The 16211-nt window shown below is 71.0% G+C and carries 16 protein-coding genes; 4 read left to right on the plus strand and 12 right to left on the minus strand.

Annotation, left to right across the window (positions count from 1 at the left end; genetic code table 11):
• Window positions 1-30: 30 nt before the first annotated feature.
• The 4 genes from ACILSK_RS15215 to ACILSK_RS15230 all read right to left on the minus strand — a co-directional run bounded on the left by ACILSK_RS15215 (window position 31) and on the right by ACILSK_RS15230 (window position 4494).
• On the minus strand, window positions 31-2073 hold the full coding sequence (locus tag ACILSK_RS15215; protein WP_395728015.1) for an ATP-dependent helicase: 2043 nt from the start codon (window positions 2071-2073) through the stop codon (window positions 31-33).
• A gap of 56 nt (window positions 2074-2129) precedes the next feature.
• Window positions 2130-3032 carry a DNA-3-methyladenine glycosylase family protein gene (locus ACILSK_RS15220; protein ID WP_395728016.1) on the minus strand — a complete coding sequence of 301 codons (903 nt, stop codon included), beginning with the start codon at window positions 3030-3032 and terminating at the stop codon, window positions 2130-2132.
• A 56-nt stretch (window positions 3033-3088) separates the two neighbouring features.
• The gene (locus ACILSK_RS15225) at window positions 3089-3376 is read right to left on the minus strand and encodes a hypothetical protein (protein ID WP_395728017.1); all 288 of its coding nucleotides are present in this window, start codon (window positions 3374-3376) and stop codon (window positions 3089-3091) included.
• A gap of 152 nt (window positions 3377-3528) precedes the next feature.
• Entirely contained in the window at window positions 3529-4494 is a 966-nt protein-coding gene (locus ACILSK_RS15230; protein ID WP_395728018.1) for a neutral zinc metallopeptidase, read from the minus strand.
• A gap of 213 nt (window positions 4495-4707) precedes the next feature.
• Between ACILSK_RS15230 and ACILSK_RS15235 the strand changes: the two genes are divergently transcribed.
• Both ACILSK_RS15235 and ACILSK_RS15240 read left to right on the plus strand, forming a co-directional pair.
• Window positions 4708-5724, plus strand: a complete 1017-nt coding sequence (locus ACILSK_RS15235) for a nitronate monooxygenase (RefSeq protein ID WP_395728019.1) — start codon at window positions 4708-4710, stop codon at window positions 5722-5724.
• A gap of 275 nt (window positions 5725-5999) precedes the next feature.
• Window positions 6000-6233, plus strand: coding sequence for a hypothetical protein (locus tag ACILSK_RS15240; RefSeq protein WP_395728020.1), 234 nt, complete (start codon window positions 6000-6002; stop codon window positions 6231-6233).
• A gap of 92 nt (window positions 6234-6325) precedes the next feature.
• On the opposite strand, the gene ACILSK_RS15245 is transcribed toward ACILSK_RS15240, so the two are convergent.
• On the minus strand, window positions 6326-7141 hold the full coding sequence (locus ACILSK_RS15245) for an ABC transporter permease (RefSeq protein ID WP_395728021.1): 816 nt from the start codon (window positions 7139-7141) through the stop codon (window positions 6326-6328).
• Window positions 7138-8088 carry an ABC transporter ATP-binding protein gene (locus ACILSK_RS15250; RefSeq protein ID WP_395728022.1) on the minus strand — a complete coding sequence of 317 codons (951 nt, stop codon included), beginning with the start codon at window positions 8086-8088 and terminating at the stop codon, window positions 7138-7140. The genes ACILSK_RS15245 and ACILSK_RS15250 overlap by 4 nt, the downstream gene beginning before the upstream one ends.
• Window positions 8089-8128: 40 nt before the next feature.
• On the opposite strand from ACILSK_RS15250, the gene ACILSK_RS15255 reads away from it, so the two are divergent.
• Window positions 8129-8266, plus strand: a complete 138-nt coding sequence (locus tag ACILSK_RS15255) for a hypothetical protein (RefSeq protein WP_395728023.1) — start codon at window positions 8129-8131, stop codon at window positions 8264-8266.
• Here ACILSK_RS15255 and ACILSK_RS15260 read toward each other — a convergent pair whose 3' ends face one another.
• The 6 genes from ACILSK_RS15260 to ACILSK_RS15285 form a co-directional block, all read right to left on the minus strand.
• A complete protein-coding gene (locus ACILSK_RS15260) occupies window positions 8267-8971 on the minus strand; it encodes a DUF4386 domain-containing protein (RefSeq protein ID WP_395728024.1) in 705 nt (234 codons plus the stop codon). It abuts the gene before it with no gap.
• A gap of 74 nt (window positions 8972-9045) precedes the next feature.
• Window positions 9046-9306 carry a hypothetical protein gene (locus ACILSK_RS15265; RefSeq protein ID WP_395728025.1) on the minus strand — a complete coding sequence of 87 codons (261 nt, stop codon included), beginning with the start codon at window positions 9304-9306 and terminating at the stop codon, window positions 9046-9048.
• 186 nt (window positions 9307-9492) lie between these two features.
• On the minus strand, window positions 9493-12255 hold the full coding sequence (locus tag ACILSK_RS15270; RefSeq protein ID WP_395728026.1) for a tetratricopeptide repeat protein: 2763 nt from the start codon (window positions 12253-12255) through the stop codon (window positions 9493-9495).
• Window positions 12256-12335: 80 nt separating this feature from the next.
• Entirely contained in the window at window positions 12336-13685 is a 1350-nt protein-coding gene (locus ACILSK_RS15275) for an MFS transporter (protein ID WP_395728027.1), read from the minus strand.
• Between the two features lie 91 nt (window positions 13686-13776).
• Window positions 13777-13908 carry a hypothetical protein gene (locus ACILSK_RS15280; protein ID WP_395728028.1) on the minus strand — a complete coding sequence of 44 codons (132 nt, stop codon included), beginning with the start codon at window positions 13906-13908 and terminating at the stop codon, window positions 13777-13779.
• Between the two features lie 275 nt (window positions 13909-14183).
• Window positions 14184-14888: a TetR/AcrR family transcriptional regulator C-terminal domain-containing protein gene (locus ACILSK_RS15285; RefSeq protein ID WP_395728029.1), complete on the minus strand. Its 705-nt coding sequence runs from the start codon at window positions 14886-14888 to the stop codon at window positions 14184-14186.
• A 260-nt stretch (window positions 14889-15148) separates the two neighbouring features.
• Between ACILSK_RS15285 and ACILSK_RS15290 the strand changes: the two genes are divergently transcribed.
• Complete coding sequence (locus ACILSK_RS15290) at window positions 15149-16117, plus strand: NAD(P)-dependent alcohol dehydrogenase (RefSeq protein ID WP_395728075.1); 969 nt, start codon at window positions 15149-15151, stop codon at window positions 16115-16117.
• Window positions 16118-16211 lie beyond the last annotated feature (94 nt).

Genomic DNA, 16211 nt, shown 5'->3' on the forward strand with positions numbered 1-16211 from the left:
ACCGGCCGGACCTGAACCGGCCGGTGCCGGTCAGGCCCAGAGGTCGGCCAGGTCAGGCAGTTTCACCCGCGCGGCGGTCCGCGCGTGGAGGCCGGCCGGGTCCGCGCCCGGGGCGGGCCGGGGCGGGGTGAGGTCGACCACCTCAACGACGTCCAGGGCGGCGTCGTCGAGGAACCGGCTGATCGGGGCCATCGAATGCCGGTCGTCGCGGGCGTGCCGGTGGTGCGGCATGCGCAGCGGTGCGTACAGGTGCAGCTCGTCGGCGGCCCGGGTCACCGCGACGTAGAACAACCGGGCCTCTTCTTCCAGACCGTCGTCCTTGGCCAGCGCCATGTCGGACGGGAACGACCCGTCGACCAGGTGCAGCGCGTGCACCACCGGCCACTCCAGCCCCTTGGCGGAGTGCACGGTGGACAGCACGAGATAGTCATCGTCCTGGCTCGGCGGTCCGGCCAGATCGCTGGTGGAGGCCGGCGGGTCGAGGGTCAGCTCGGCGACGAACGCGGCCAGATCCGGGGACTGGTCGGCCGCGCCGACCAGCCGCTCCAGGTCGCCGAGCCGGGCGGACCAGTCCCGGTAGCGGGCGGTGACCAGGGGGCGCAGCAGCTCCAGGCAGCCCCGGGCCCGCTCGCCGATCCGCCGCGCGGCCCGGGCGTCCGAGAGCCGGTTGAGCGATGAGGCCAGCGCCACCCGGCTGATCGCGGGCGCGGCGGCGACTGCCTCGGCCTGCCGGTCGTCGTCGACCGGGTGTTCCGGGTCGGCCAGAACGGTGAGCAACGACCGTGCCCGGGCCGGCCCGATGCCGTCGTGCAGCCGGAGCAGCCGGTACCAGGCGACCTCGTCCAGCGGGTTCTCCAGCAGCCGGACGGCGGCCACGAAGTCCTTGACGTGCGCGGCTTCCAGGAACTTCAGGCCGCCGTACTTCACGAAAGGGACGCCACGCGCGGTCAGCTCGACCTCGAGCAGGTCGCTGTGCGCGGCCGCCCGCATCAGCACCGCCTGATCACGCAGGCGGCGGCCGGCCTGATGGTCGGCCAGCACGGTGTCGACGATGATCCGGGCCTCGGCGGGGGCGTCGTGGCAGCGGACCAGCCGGGCCGCCCGTCCCTCCGCGCGGTCGGAGTGCAGCCGGATCCGATGGGCCGTCCCGTCGGGCTCGGGCCGGACGGTGTTGGCCAGGTCGAGCAGCCGCTGATGGGAGCGGAAGTTGCGTTCCAGCCGGACCACGGTCACGCCCGGCAGATCCCGGATGAGCGCGCGCAGGTGGGCGTGGTCGGAGCCGCGGAAGCCGTAGATGGCCTGGGCGTCGTCGCCGACCACGGTCAGCCCGGCCCCGTCCGGTCGCAGCGCGCGCACGATGTCGACCTGGGTGGCGTTGACGTCCTGGTACTCGTCGACCAGCACGTGGTCCCAGCGTCCGGCGATCTGCGGCCCGACGACCGGGTCGGCCAGCAGGCTCCGCCAGGCCAGCAGCAGGTCGTCGAAGTCGAGCAGGCCGCGGTCCCGCTTGCGCGTCACGTACGCCCGGAACAGATTGATCACCGCGTCCACATGCGGCTGCACCCAGCCGAACTCGGTCTTGATCAGGGCGCGAGCGGGCGTGCCGGTGTTGACCGCCCGGGAGTAGATGTCGACCAGGGTGGCCGCGCGCGGAAATCGGCGATCGGTGCCGTCCAGGCCGTGATCATGCCGCAGCAGGTCCATCACGTCGGTGGCGTCGGCGCGGTCGAGCACGCTGACCGCCGCCGGCAGGCCGAGCGCGTCGGTGTGCCGGCCGATGATGCCGTGGGCAACGGCGTGGAAGGTGCCGCCCTGTAGCCGCTGCCCGGCGTCCGGCTGCGTGCACATCGCCGCTGCCCGGGCCACCATCTCGTCCGCGGCCCGGCGGGTGAACGTCAACAGCAGCACCCGCTCCGCCGGTACGCCCCGGTCGAGCAAGCTGGCCACCCGCGCGGTCAGCGTGCGGGTCTTGCCGGTGCCGGCCCCGGCCAGCACGACCAGGGGCCCGTCACCGTGCGCGACCGCGGACAGCTGCGCGTCGTCCAGCCCGGCGTCCCACCCTGACTCGAACATTCGTGCGATTCTAGTCGGCTCCAGGTCCACCCCGGCTCTCGACGCGCCGCCGGCCGTCACCCGCCGCGCCGCCCGGCGCCGACCACTCCGATCCGCGACGACGCCGCCCGGATCAGCACCGACGCCCACGTGCGGTAAGGCCGCCAGGGTTCGGCGATTTCCTCGAACTGCGCTCGGGTGACCGGGCCGTCGACCCGGTAGTGCAGGCCGACCAGCTCCAGCAGCATCGGCTCGTCGGCGGGCAGCACATCGGTGAAGCCGACCGCTCGGATGGTGATCAAGGAGGCGTAGAACGGCCCGATCCCTTTGAGCCGCCGCATGTCCTCGTCGCACGCCTCCGGTCCGATGTGCCGCAGCCGGTCGACGTCCAACGTGCCGGTCAGCGCCTTGCGGGCGATGCCGTGCATCCGGTGGATCTTCTCGTCGGTCAGCCCGGGGAACTCGGTGACCCGCAGCAGCTGCTCGGGGGTCGGCAACGCGGCCACCCGCCGACCGGCCAGTTCGAACACCCGGCCGTGCCGCTCGGACAGCTGCGTCCGCACCTGGGCCATCTGCTTCGCCGGCCGGCGGGCCGACAGCACCGACCAGATCGCCGCCTCGTAGGGGGAGTAGAACAGCGGCGGCAGCAGCCCGGGCACGGCCTGCTGCAGACGGCCGATGAGCGGGTCGCGGATGCCGACGTCGCCGAAGCCGGTGCCGTCCTGGTCGAGCGACAGCACCCGGGCCACCTGGGCTCTCACGGCGTCCACCCGGTCGGCGGAACCACCGTGCACCCTTCCGTGCACGACCCCGGTATCGTCCTGGCGCAGCTCGACCCCGACCTGGTCGGTGTCGCCGTCCAGGCAGAACGCCATCCGCATCACGCCGTCAAAGGCGTCCGGCGCGCGCCCGCCGAAGCCGAACTCGGCCGACTCCCGCAGGGAGTACGTGGTGGTCGGGGTGATCGTGAAGCTCGTCATGCCGGCATCATGCTCGGGGGGTCCGACAGAGTGGTCCAAGCGTGCGACGCGGCGGCTCACGCGGTGAACAGTGCGGTCAGGAAGATCAGGTAGCCGATGCCGGCCGCCCCGCACAGCGCTGATGACGCCCGGCCCCACCGCTGCCGGACCGCCGCCACGGCCAACCCGGCGGCCAACAGGAGCCAGGTCAGCGCGTGTCCGTATTCCAGAACCGGACCCCGCCAGCCGTCCGCGGACGCATCCGAGCCGTCGCCGAGGACCAGGAACACGATCGCGATCATCAGTGCCGCGGCCGCGGCCAACCCGAAGCCGACTCGGGTCCGGCTGGGCGCGCCGCCACTCATACCCGAAGTATGCCGTCGACGGTCGCCCTCGACGTCGGGCGGGCGGTTCGAGAGTCGGCTGAACCCGCATTGCGCAGGACACCGTTCGGGCGCGCAACCACCGTTCAGCCGCCCACCACGGTCGATGGCACCCCGCACATGTGTCGCCAGGCTCAGGAAGATGGATCAACGAGGCAGGTGCCCATGTCGCCGCTGGCGAACCCGCGCTGGAAGGAGTCGTTGCGCTGGTCGGGGCTGCCGTGGCCGGCCGGGTCGCCGCCGAAAGCGGACGCGACCTGGACCATCTCGTCCTGGGCATCGGCCGGCAGGGTCAGGTAGCCGTCCCGGACGGCCCTGCCCAGGCTCGCCCCGCCGAAGCAGTCCGCCTGCAGTTCGTAGCGCTTGCTGCCGTCGAACAGCGCACCGTCGACACCGTCGTGGACGAGCCGGGCCTGTACCGCGTGGCCGGTCTCGTGGGCGATGACCATGTAGACCATGGTCCGGCCGAGATCCAGGTGTTGGTGGAAGAACTGCAGGTCCCAGGCCAGGAACCCGGATCCCTTGGTCGCGTTGCCGCAGAAGAAGGCGTTGCCGGTGTAGTTCTTGCCGTCCCCGCAGTCGGCGACCGAGCCGGCGTCCGAATCGTAGAAGCCGTCGCCGTTCCACAGCTCGGGCGCCGACCACTCCTCCGGGGTTCCGTCACCGTTGACCCGCCCGGCGAACGACTCGGCCCAGAATCGCTGCGTCACCGCGACCGCCGCGGCCGCCTCGGCGTGAATGTCGTCATCGGAAGCGTCGGTCCACGGGGCGGGCTCGGGAAGGGGTTCCGGGGCCGGCGGCGGGGCCGATTCGGTCGCCGGCTCCGGGGCCGGGGGTGGTTCCGGGGTGGCCGGTGGGGCAAGGACGACCGCCGACGTCGATGCGGCCGTGGTGGTCGGCGACGCCGTCGCTGACGGGGCGACGACGGCCGGCACATACGCCGCCGGTGGGGGAGGCGACGAACTCGTGGTCGCCCGGGTCGCGGCCCCGGTGAGGGCGGCGGCCGCCGGTGTGGCGGTCCCGGCGGTCGGGGTCGCACATGCGGACAACCCGATGACGGGGATGACCGCCAGCATGGTGACCACCAGGCCACGCGTCATCCTCATGCTTCCCCCCGGAAGGCCGGCCGATCACACAGAGTGTGATCTTGCGACACGAAAGTGCCATCGACGTCGAGCGTAGAGGCATTGGGGTGCCCCAAAGGGGGGAACTGTGAGCACAGAGTGATGAACGACTGAGAGTTGATTGGTCTTTACGGGGCGTAGGGGAGTCGATCGAGTCATCGCTCGGGCGCATCGTGATTGGATCGGTCGATGCCTCGGATCGCGGACCTGTCGATATCACTCCCGGTCCTGGCCGCCCCGATGGCCGGCGGTCCGACCACGCCCGCATTGGTCACTGCCGCGGCCGCGGCCGGCAGCTTGGGGTTGCTGGCCGGCGGGTACCGCGATGCGGCTCAGCTGGCCGAGCAGATCCGCGAGGTGCGTTCCGGTACAGAAACTTTCGGAGTCAATCTGTTCGCCCCGAATCCGATCCCGGTCGACCCGGCGGCCTACGCCGGGTACGCGCTCGCCCTGGCGCCGGTCGCCGGCCGGTTCGCGGCGACGCTGCCGGCGCGGCCGGTCGAGGACGACGACGGCTGGCCCGACAAGCTCGACCTGCTGCTTTCCGACCCGGTTCCGCTGGTCAGCTTCACCTTCGGGTTGCCGCCGACGAAGGCGATCCGCGCCCTGCGCCGGGCCGGCACTGCGGTGGCCCAGTCGGTCACGACGGTGCCGGAGGCCCGCTGGGCGCAGGACGTCGGCGTCGACCTGCTGATCGTGCAGGGTTCCGGCGCGGGTGGGCACTCGGCGGTGTTCGACCCGGCCGCGGCCGCGGTCCCGGCCCCGCTGACCGATGTGGTCCGCGAGGTGTTCGCAGCCACCCGACTCCCGGTGATCGCCGCCGGCGGAGTGGCCGACGCGACCGATGTCGCCGAGCTCGTGCACGCCGGCGCGACCGCGGCGGCGGTGGGCACCGCACTGCTGCTCGCGGACGAGGCCGGGACGTCGGCGGTGCACCGGCGGGCGATCGCTGAGCGCACCGGTCCCACCCGGATGACCCGTGCCTTCACCGGCCGCCCGGCGCGCGGGCTGGTCAACGACTTCATGGCCCGGTTCGACGAACTGGCCCCGCCCGGCTACCCGGCCCTGCACCACCTGACCGGCCCCCTGCGCCGGGCGGCGGCCGCCGTGGGTGATCCGGAATGGATGCACCTCTGGGCCGGGACCGGCCACCGCTCCGTCGCGCCCGGGTCGGTCGCGGACATCCTGGCGCGCCTGGCCGTCTGAGGTCGCGGGCGTCGGGTACTCACGCAGCGACCGGCAATGGGCGGACCGGCGCGGGTCGCCCGACCGGACGTGAACGGGAGAGGACGGCGTCATGAGCGAGGCTTGCCGAGCGAATCATTGTGACCGCGGCGGTGTTCGCGGGAGGGGCGTTGAGCCTGCGATGGCCCCGACGAGGACGGCGTCATGAGCGAGGCTTGCCGAGCGAATCATTGTGACCGCGGCGGTGTCCGCGGGAGGGGCGTTGAGCCTGCGATGGCCCCGACGAGGACGGCGCCATGACGGATTCGAACCGAGTCCCCGACGCTTCTGCGGACGCCCGGGACCGGGCGGGCGCGACCGAGGACTATGGCGGGGTGCCGATCAGCGAGTCCGAGCTGGCCCGGGTATGGACGACCGCGGAGGGCGACGAGTCGGGCGAGCAGACGGCCGAGTCCGCGGGCCCGTCGGAGGCCGGCGTCACCAGGCCGGAGGTGCCGGCGGACGACCCGGCGCCGACCGAACCGTCCTGACGAAGTCCTGACCGGGTCACGGCAACGGCGGCCCGACCCGGGGAACTCCCGGACCGGGCCGCCGTCGGGCGCTGCCAGTGGCGAGCCGTCGGTCAGGCGTCGGCGCGACGCAACCGCCACGCGGCGCACCCGATCAGGATGGCCGCGTACCCGCACAGCACGCCGAAGCCGGTCCATGGCGCCAGGGAATCGGCCCCCGGGGTGCTACCGGTCAGGACGCTGCCGATGCTGGTCGGCAGGTACCGCACGACGGGCTCCGTGATCGATGCGGGCAGCAGCAAGGTGAGCGGCGGGATCACGAAGAACACGGCGACGAAGGTGGTGATCGCGGCCGCGGTGTTGCGCAGCAACGCCCCGAACGCGAGCGCGGTGACGCCGGCGGCGGTCACGTACAGCGCCGCGCCGACCACCGCCCGCTGCGCGCCGGGGTCGGTCAGGGCCACGTCCAGCTGTTGTCCCCGTAGCAGGGCCTGCCCGACGATGAAGGCCACGACGCCGGCGATCAGCATGGTCACGAACACCACGCCGGCGAACACCGCGATCTTGGCCCACAGCATCGGTAGCCGGCGGGGCACCACCGTCAACGACGAGCGGATCATCCCGGTGCTGTACTCGCCACTGATCAGCAGCACGCCCAGCACACCGATCGCCAGCTGCGCGAAGAACGTTCCGGTCAGGGAGGTCGAGACCGCGGTCTGGCCGGGGTCCAGGCCGCTGGGCTGGCCGGCGGCGATGGCCGCGAATAGGGCGCCCAGCCCGATCATCAGCGCGACGGCGGCCAGCAGCGTGAAGGCGGTGGATCGGAGCGAGCGAAACTTGGTCCACTCGGAGAGCACCACGCGGAACTGGGTCACCCTCGTCCGGGGGCGTGCGGTCCCGGTGGCCGCCGGGTCGAGGGTGGCGGTCATCGGGTCACCGCTGCGGCTGCGGGGGTGCTGGCTGTGCGGTCCGTGGCGCGGTACTCGACGGCGTCGTTGGTCTGGGTCATGAACGCTTCCTCCAAGGATGCCCGCTGGACGGTGAGCTCGAAGACGGGGATGTGGTGCTGCCAGGCGATCGTGCCGACGTGGTCCGCGGTCAGCCCATCGACCACGAGCCCGTCGGGCCGATGGACATCGACGGTGAGGGTGACGTCGGGGCCGGCCAGCAGCTCCCGCAGGCGGGCGGCCTGTGGGGTGCGGACGGTCACCGAGTGGTGCGAGGCGCGGGCGACGAAGTCGTCCACGGTGGTGTCGGCGATCAGCCGACCCCGGCCGATGACCACCAGGCGTGTTGCGGTCTGGGCCATCTCGCTCATCAGATGGGACGACACGAAGACGGTGTGCCCGTCCGCGGCCAGGCCCTTGAGCATGGTCCGCATCCAGCGGACCCCTTCGGGATCCAGCCCGTTCACCGGTTCGTCCAGGACCACGGTCTGCGGGTTGCCCAGCAGCGCCGAGGCCACCCCCAACCGTTGGCCCATGCCGAGGGAGAAACCGCCGACCCGCTTCGCGGCCACCTCACGCAGGCCGACCATGTCGATCACCTCGTCGACCCGCCGCCGGCTGATTCCGTTGGTCTGCGCCAGGGCGAGCAGGTGGTTGCGGGCCGATCGGCCGGTGTGCACGGCCTTGGCCTCGAGCAGGACACCGAGTTCGGCCATCGGGGCGGCGCTGGTGCGATAGTCATTGCCGTTCACGGTGACCCGGCCGGCGGTGGGCCGGTCCAGGCCTGCGATCATCCGCATGGTGGTGGACTTGCCGGAACCGTTCGGGCCGAGGAATCCGGTGACGATTCCGGGCTGCACCACGAAACTCACGCCGTCGACCGCCGTGGTGGTGCCGTAGCGTTTGCTGAGGTTCTCTACTTCGATCACGGTGGTCGTCCTTCGACATGGTGGTCGCAACGGTGGGTGGATGTTCGCTTCCACCATCGGCGCCCGGGCATCGGACGCCGTGGTGATGGTGGGCGGGGCGGAGGTGTCGTTCTCGCCGTGGCGGCCGGGCATCGGCCGCCGTCGTACTCGGTGGGAGCGGGTGGTCGGGCGGTGCTGATCAGGCGGTGGTCTCTCGGCTGGAAAGCGCTGCCTCGGCGGTCATCTCGGCGGTGATGCGGCAGGGCCGGAAGCCCTTGACGGTCAGGTAGACACCGAGCGAGAACTCCCACACGGCGATGGGCAGGGCCGCGAGCCCCGACCAGGCGGACAGCTCGTCGTAGACGCCGAAGTACTTGGCGATCACCGAGGCGAAGATGATGGGCGCTCCGACGAGACCCAGCGTGGGGAGCCACCGGGGGACCAGGCGGGACTTGTACAGCACGCTGCCGAGCAGTACGGCGTTCAGTCCGGGCAGCAGGGCCTGGCCGAGCAGGAACGTCCAGTGGTACTGGGCGGCCAGGGACTGCCCGGTCGGCACGGCATCCGCGCCGGTGCCGGTCTGCCGCAGGGTGACGATCGAGAGCAGGCTGACGACCCCGGCGAAGATGGTGGCGGCCTCGAGGATCCGTGTCCCGACGAAGCCCAGCGCCACCCCTTCGTTCTGCCGCCGGATGACGGGGAACAGCGCGACGGCGGTCCCGATCCCGGCGAGGGCCACGATCACCTCGAGGAGGCCGCCGATCAGGACGGCGGTGTCCGGCCCGGCACCCAGGACGTAGTCCGACTGCTTGACCGGCCCGTAGAGGAACAGGGTCGGGATCGAGACGAAGGTGATGAGGTAGAGGATGCCGGCGGCGAGTGAGCTCTTCCTCAGCGACGTCATCGGAACTCGTTGGGTTGCGGTGCCCGGCACAGTGTTCGCGGTGGTCGACATGTCGTTCTCCTTGGTCGGAATGATCAACGGGATGGGGTGGTCGGATCGGGTTGGTCGGCGTCCACCGGGGTGACGGAGATGAGCGGCAGGCCGACGTCCCGCACCCGTTGGAGCAGGCCGTGCAGCGCCGATTGGTCGACGACGAGGCCGTGGATCGTGGTGGTGCCGTCGCTGTTGGTGGTGAGGGCCAGCCCGTCGAACGAGGCGGCCCAGCGGCCGTCCAGGTGCCCCTTGAGGCGAATCTCGTACCATCCGGCCCCGTCGGCGGTCGAAAGGTGACTCATCGGGCCCCCTCTCATTGCGGATCCGCTCCGGAAGATCCCCGGCGGTCTGCCGGTGTGATTGAAAAGGTAGGAGCCGATGTGGTGAGTGGGCATCACCACGAGTGGTGATTGAGGTGGTGACCCCAGGCGGTCGGAACTGGTGAGGTCGACCGGGCGACCTTCAGGCGCCAGGCGCCGGTGGACGGATCACTGCTGAGGGGTGTGCGCGAGGAGGTCGAGCTCCTCGGCCCGCCGGACCGCGGCCCGGCGGCTGTTCACGCCGAGCTTGGCGTAGATGCTCTTGGTGTGCGTCCGCATGGTGTTGACGGACACGAAGAGCCGACGCGCGATGGCCGGACCGTCCAGATCGGTGGCCAGCAGCCGCAACACGTCCAGCTCGCGGTCGCTCAGCGACTCGACCAGCCCCGGTCCGCGGCGGTCCATCCGCTCGACCGGGGACGGCGCGGGGGCGGTCGCGCCGTCCCGGGTGAAGGCATCCAGGAGTCGCCGGACATGGTCCGACGCGGTCCGCCGGGCCGCGACCACGGTCAGCAGGGATGCCATCGGTGCACCCTCACCCACGAACACCTGAACGTAGCCCTCCGGTTCGGCCAGCGTCAGCGCCCGGTCCAGCGCGGTGAGCGCGCCGGCAGTGTCACCATCGGCGTGCCGGGTGAGCGCCTGCAGCACCAGGATCTCGATCGCGCTGCCCGTCCGGCCGCCGGCGTCGGCGGCCGACAGCAGGTTGTCCAGCAGGCGGGTGACCGGCCCGAGCGAACCCCTGTCGCCGCTCGTCGCGCCCTGGGCCAGCAGGATACGGGCGAGCGTGATGTGCTCGAATTCCCGCACGTAAGAAAGCTTGTCGTCCACCTGCAGGCCTTGCTCCCGGGCCCATTCCATGGCCTTCGGCACGTTGCCCTGCGCGGCCAGCACCCGGGCCCGGAGCGCCTCGACAGGCCGCACGTTCGGGGAGAAGTCGCCCACGTAGACGCGTTGCGCCTCGTCGAGCAGGGTGAGGGCGCCGGCCAGATCGCCCTGGGATTGCCGGATTCGCGCCATCGCGACCCTCCGCCGGTACGGATTCTGCGGCAACCCGATGTGCTCGCCGAGCTCCTGGCTGCGCCGCAGGTGCTCGGTGGCGGCGGCCAGATCGCCACGCTCACAGGCGATCTGACTCAAGCCGACGTACATGTCGGCCGTCCCGCGGAGCACCGGACCGGGCTCGTCGGATGCGAGCTGCAATGCGTGCTCGTACGTGCGGAGCGCATCGGTCAGGCGGCCCTGGGTGATGCGGATATCGGCGATGGCGATCGAACAGCCCAGCACGTCGGCGATGTGCCCGGCCCGCTGCAACCCATCGACCGCGTCCGCATAGGCCCGGGCCGCGGCCTCGAGGTCGCCGCCCGCCCAGAATGCCAACCCTGAGAGAGCGGCGGCCCCGGCCCGTGTCACATGGTCATCGGCCGGCGCGCGGCCCATCGCCAGCCGCGCGTGCCGGATGGTGCCGGGGAGATCTCCGCGCACCATCGCCAGCCCGGCTCGGGACATCGCGATCACCCCGGGCAGCCGGGAGAGCTCCTTCTCGTCGACGACGATCATGTCTCCGGCAGACCCTCCCGGGTCGTCGTGGTCGCTGGCCGCCAACCGGCGTTCCACATCGGAAAGGCGTTCCTCGACGCCGTCGAACTCGTTGCCGGCCATCAGGGCCCCGATGAGACCGATCGCCAGGACCGGCCTTGCTCGCACGACCTCGTCGGGGATGACGTCGAGCCACGCCCGGATGGTGGCCTCCTGCCGGGTCCGGCGCAGCTCCGGCCCGGCCAGCTCGACCAGGTCCGCGGCCCGCTCGACATCGCCGGCGGCCAGCGCGTGGCGAACCGCCGGTGCCGGTTGCCCGTCCCGGTCGTACCACCGGCTGGCCCGCCGGTGCAGCTCATCGACCTCGTCGGGTCTTTCGTCCAGGAGATGGGCGCGCAGCATGTCCGCGAAGAGGTGGTGGTAGCGGTACCAGTGGCGGTTGTCGTCGAGCGGGATCAGGAACAGGTTGGCCCGGTCAAGTGCCTCAAGGGTGGCCTTGCCGCCGGGCTCGCCGGTCACCGCATCGCACAGGGGCCCGCTCAACCGGTCCAGCAGGCTGGTCCGCAGCAGGAACGTGCGTACCTGTGCGGTCTGCCGTTGCAGCACCTCCTCGACCAGGTAGTCGACGATGTACCGGTCGTCACCGGCGAAGCCGGCGATGAAGTCGCCGACGTCCTTTCGTCCCTGCATCGACAGTGCGGCCAACTGGAGGGCGGCGATCCATCCTTCGGTGCGTCCCTCCAGCGCGGCGATGTCCGCCGGCGCCAGATCGAGACCGGTCACGTCGTTGAGGTAGGTCGCCGCTTCGTCGGGGGTGAAGCGCAGGTCGGCGGCGCGAACCTCGACCAGCTCACCCCGGGCCCGCAATCGAGCCAGCGGAAGGGCCGGATCGGCCCGGCTGCTGATCACCAGGTGGATCTGTGGGGGGAGGTGGTCCAGCAGGAACGTCATGCCGGCTCCGATATCGGGCCCGTCGACGAGGTGGTAGTCGTCGAGCACCAGGTCGACGTCCACCGGAACGGCCGAGAGCTCATTGAGGACCGCGGCGAGGACGGTCTGGATCGGCGGTGGGGTCGACTGCAGGAGCGGCAGCACTCCGGCTCCGACGCCGGGCACCGCCGTCTGCAGGGCGGTGATCAGGTAGGTCCAGAACGGGCCGGGTCGGCTGTCGTTCTGATCCAGCGAGAGCCACGCCACGGAACGGTTTTCCCGGTCCACGCCGGCGAGCCACGCGGTGAGCAGCGTGGTCTTGCCGAATCCGGCCGGGGCGGAGATCAGCGTCAGCCGGGTCTCGGACCCGCGGTCCAACCGTGCGCTGAGCCGGGGTCGGGCCACCGAATTCCGCCGGAGCCGGGGAACGTAGAGCTTGGTCGCGACCAGCTGGCTCGTCACGGCTCGGCTCCTCGGGATGTCCGCAATGCGATGGTGCTGAGGCTAGTGGACGCTGCTGACTCGCCCTGCGGTCATCGCGGTCAGCGGACCCGCCGCACCGGCAGGATGGCGGCACCCCCGACGATGGCGCATGCTCCGGCGACCGCGTACAGCGCGCCGTAGCTGCCACTGCTGACCGCCAGGATCACCGGCGCGATGGCCGGTGCGACGGACGAGGGGAGCGCGGCGGCGAGGTTGAACACGCCGAGGTCTTTGGCGACGTTGCCCTGGTCCGGCAGCACATCGACGACCAGCGCCAGATCGACGGCCATATACACCCCGAACCCGAGCCCGCCGATGGCCATACCGGCCAGGAAGCCGTTGAAGGTGCTGGCGACGGCGATCACGAACATCGCCACGCCATAGACGATCGACGCGGTGAGGACAAAGACTTTCCGGCGGCCGGTCCGGTCGGACAGGCGCCCGCCGATCACGGATGCGGCGACGATGAGCGCGGACTGGATGAGGGTGCCGATGAAGACCTGTTGCGGCACATCGGCTTCGGCGCTGCCGATCCGGTCCAGCAAGTAGTACGCCTGGTAGGTGGTCAGGAATGCGTACGCCATCACCAGCAGGAAGCGGCTGACGAAGGCCCAGGCGAAATCCGGGCTCCGTCGCGGGTTCACGTAGAACGTGCCGGCGAACTCGCGCAGCGACCAGGCCGGCCGGTCCGCCCGGTCGAGCCGGCGATCGGTCAGGGTGGCCGCGAAGAGCAGGACGAAGCACCCGCCGATCGCGCACGGGGCGAGGAACATGACCAGCTCGCGGCCGGCGAAGAGCTGGACCAGAAAGGTCCCGCTGACCGCCGCGATGGGCAGGCAGACACCCAGCACACCGGCGACCGTTCCGCGTTGGGCCGCCGGCACCTGATCCGGCAGCACCGCGACCAGGGCAGCGAGCAGGGCGTTGAGAAACAGTTGCGCGACGCACCAGCCGACGAGGACGACCGCCACGGTGGGGGCCACCGCGACCACCAGGATGCCCACGGAGCCACCGGCCAGGCCGATGATCATCCACGGGCGCCGCATCCCGAGCCGTGACGAGGTGCGATCGCTCATCCGTCCGAAGAACGGGTTGGCGAACAGGGCCAGCAGGGCGCCGGTCCCGGTGACCAGCGCGAGGCTCTTCGGTGCCTGCTCGATCCCGACCAGCGAGTTGATCTTCAGTGCCAGGCTGACCAGCAGGGGCGCGAGGAACAGCAGGATCGTGCCGATGTACGCGAGGGCGTACAGCGAGATGAAAGCCCAGCCGACCAAATGCGGAGCGGGCGACCCGGTCTCCGGTGTCGCCGCGCCGGCGGGTCGGTGCCGCGATCCGCCGGGCCCGGCGGGCGGGGGAGGGTCCGGCTGGGGGGTCGGGGTGCTCCCCGCCGGCCGGGAGATGTCGGCCATGGCCCTCCTTCGTGCCGTTGTCCATGGCCGAGCACGTGCCGGCCGGCTGGCTGATTTCGGGCGTTCCCCGGTGGGCGGCAAACCGCCCGCGTCAACCCGGCCGTGGTGCGGTGAGGCCGACGAGATCGGCACTGGCCTGCCAGAGCCGGTTCGCCGCGATGGTGTCGTCGGAGGACCTGCTCGAGGACGTGGCCTTGCAGTCCGCGAAGTATCGGCCGGTCATGCCCCGCGTCGCCTCTGAGTGCTTGCCTCGCCCCGATCCAGTCGCGCGGCCGGCGCTACCCGGTGCCGGGCGGCGCAGATGTCGTCCCTCCGCATCGGCCGTCCTTCTCACATTCAGGGGTGGATGACCCGCGTGAATATCGAGGATGTTCGCGGCACCGGCCGCGTTGCGGTGGGTGGAGGCGGGCCAGCGGCTGGAGCGATCCCTCCGAGAAGCGATTCGTACATTTGTACGTCCAAGGTCTTTTCTACGCGCTTGACATCCGTCAGTCAACCTCAATCGGGCACATGGCGCGTGGGGTCGTCGCTGCTCTCCGCGAGTGCCCGGGCCAGGGCGTCCAGGATGACGGTGAGCCCGTACTCGAATTCGTCGCCGAAATCGTAGTCGGGACGCATGACGTGCTCCATGGTGAACTCGAGCAGCGACGGGTAGGCCGCGGCGTCGAAAAGATGCATCATCGATGCCGCGGTGTCGGCGACGCTCTCCGGGCCGTGAATGGGCAGGGCGTTCTCCGACAGGGCGAACCCGAAGACGTAGCTGTCGATGAGGGCGAAGGCGTGCGCGGTCAGCCGCACCGAGAAGCCCGCCGTCCGCAGGGTCGCGATGAAGGCATTGTGATGGCGCAGCGTCGCCGGCCCGGGGTTGCGGCGTGACTGCAGCAGCGGGGTGGCCCAGGGATGATTCCCCAGCACCCGGCGAGCCGAATGAGCGCGCCGCCTCATCTCGCCGCGCCAGTCACCGCCGGGCGCCGGCAGATCGATCTCCCCGTACACGAGATCGACGATTCCGTCGATGATCTCGTCCTTGTTGGCGACGTAGTAGTACACCGACATCGGTTTGACGCCGAGTTCCTGGGCAAGCGTGCGGATGGTGAGCCCACCGATCCCGCCGGCATCGGCGACCGTGATTGCGCCGGCCAGCACCCGGTCCCGGCTGAGCGGAACGCGTTCCCGGGCGGTGCCGCGGGTCGGTCTGGACATCGTGCCTCCGAAACACTAGCCAATTTGTACTTAGTACTATAGTCTCTTACTTAGTACGAAAAGGGCAGGACACCGAGGGTCGACCATCGGCCGGAAGCACCTCCATCGCGGTTCCGCCGACCAGCTGACCCGGCCCCTCGCTTCGGTCACCCGGCCGACCAGGCCATTCACCTCTCGAAAGGAAAGCGATCATGAGAACCGAAACCACCCGGCCGACCACCACCGACACCATCCCGGGGGCAGCGACGGCGCCGCGAACGATGCGGGCGATCGTGCAGGACAGCTACGGCACGCCCGACGTGCTCCGATCGGCGACCATCGAGCAGCCCGAGATCGCCGAGCACGAGGTGCTGCTGCGGGTGCAGGCGGCCGGCCTCGATCGGGGCACCTGGCACCTGCTGACCGGCACTCCGTACCTCATGCGGATCATCGGGTTCGGGCTCCGCCGCCCGAAGAACCGGGTGCCCGGCATCGACGTCGCCGGCACCGTTGTCGCGGTCGGTTCGGCGGTCACCACGTTCAAGGAGGGTGACGAGGTGTTCGGGATGAGCCGGGGCTCGTTCGCCGAATACGCCGCGGCGCGCGCCGACAAGCTCGCCCACAAGCCCGCCAATGTCACCTTCGAGCAGGCGGCGGTCATCGGGGTCTCCGGCGGCACGGCGTTGCAGGCGCTGGCCGCTGGCGGGCTCCAGGCCGGGCAGCGGGTGTTGATCACCGGCGCGTCCGGGGGCGTCGGCAGTTACGCCGTGCAGCTGGCCACGGCCGCCGGGGCGCACGTCACCGGGGTGTGCGGCGCAGGCAAGCGGGACCTGGTCCGGGGTTTGGGTGCGGACGAAGTCCTCGACTACGCCCGTGACGACTTCGCCGACGGCGCGCAGCACTACGACCTGATCATCGACATCGCCGGCAACTCGCCGTTGTCCCGGCTTCGGCGGGCCCTCACCCCGACCGGGACGGCCGTCATCGTCGGCGGCGAGAGCAAGGGCAACCTGACCGGCGGGATCGGCCGGCAGGTGCGGGCAATGATGATGACCCCGTTCGTCGGGCAGCGGCTGACCGGGCTGGCTGCCAAGGAGCGGGGTAGTGACAGTGAGATCCTGGCCGGCCACGTCGCGGCCGGCCGGGTGATCCCGAGCATCGACCGGACCTACTCGCTGGACGAGGTGCCCGCTGCCGTGCGCCATCTGGCGGCGGGCCGGGTCAACGGAAAGGTCGCGATCAGCATCTGAGCCCCGGGCGATTCCCGATCGGCGAGATGCCTCCTTCGCCGAAAGGGCGCGCCGCCGATCGTTGAATGACCGGCGGCGCGCCCTCGGGAGACGA

Source organism: Nakamurella sp. (genome assembly GCF_044224575.1).
In the GTDB taxonomy this organism is placed as follows: domain Bacteria; phylum Actinomycetota; class Actinomycetes; order Mycobacteriales; family Nakamurellaceae; genus Nakamurella.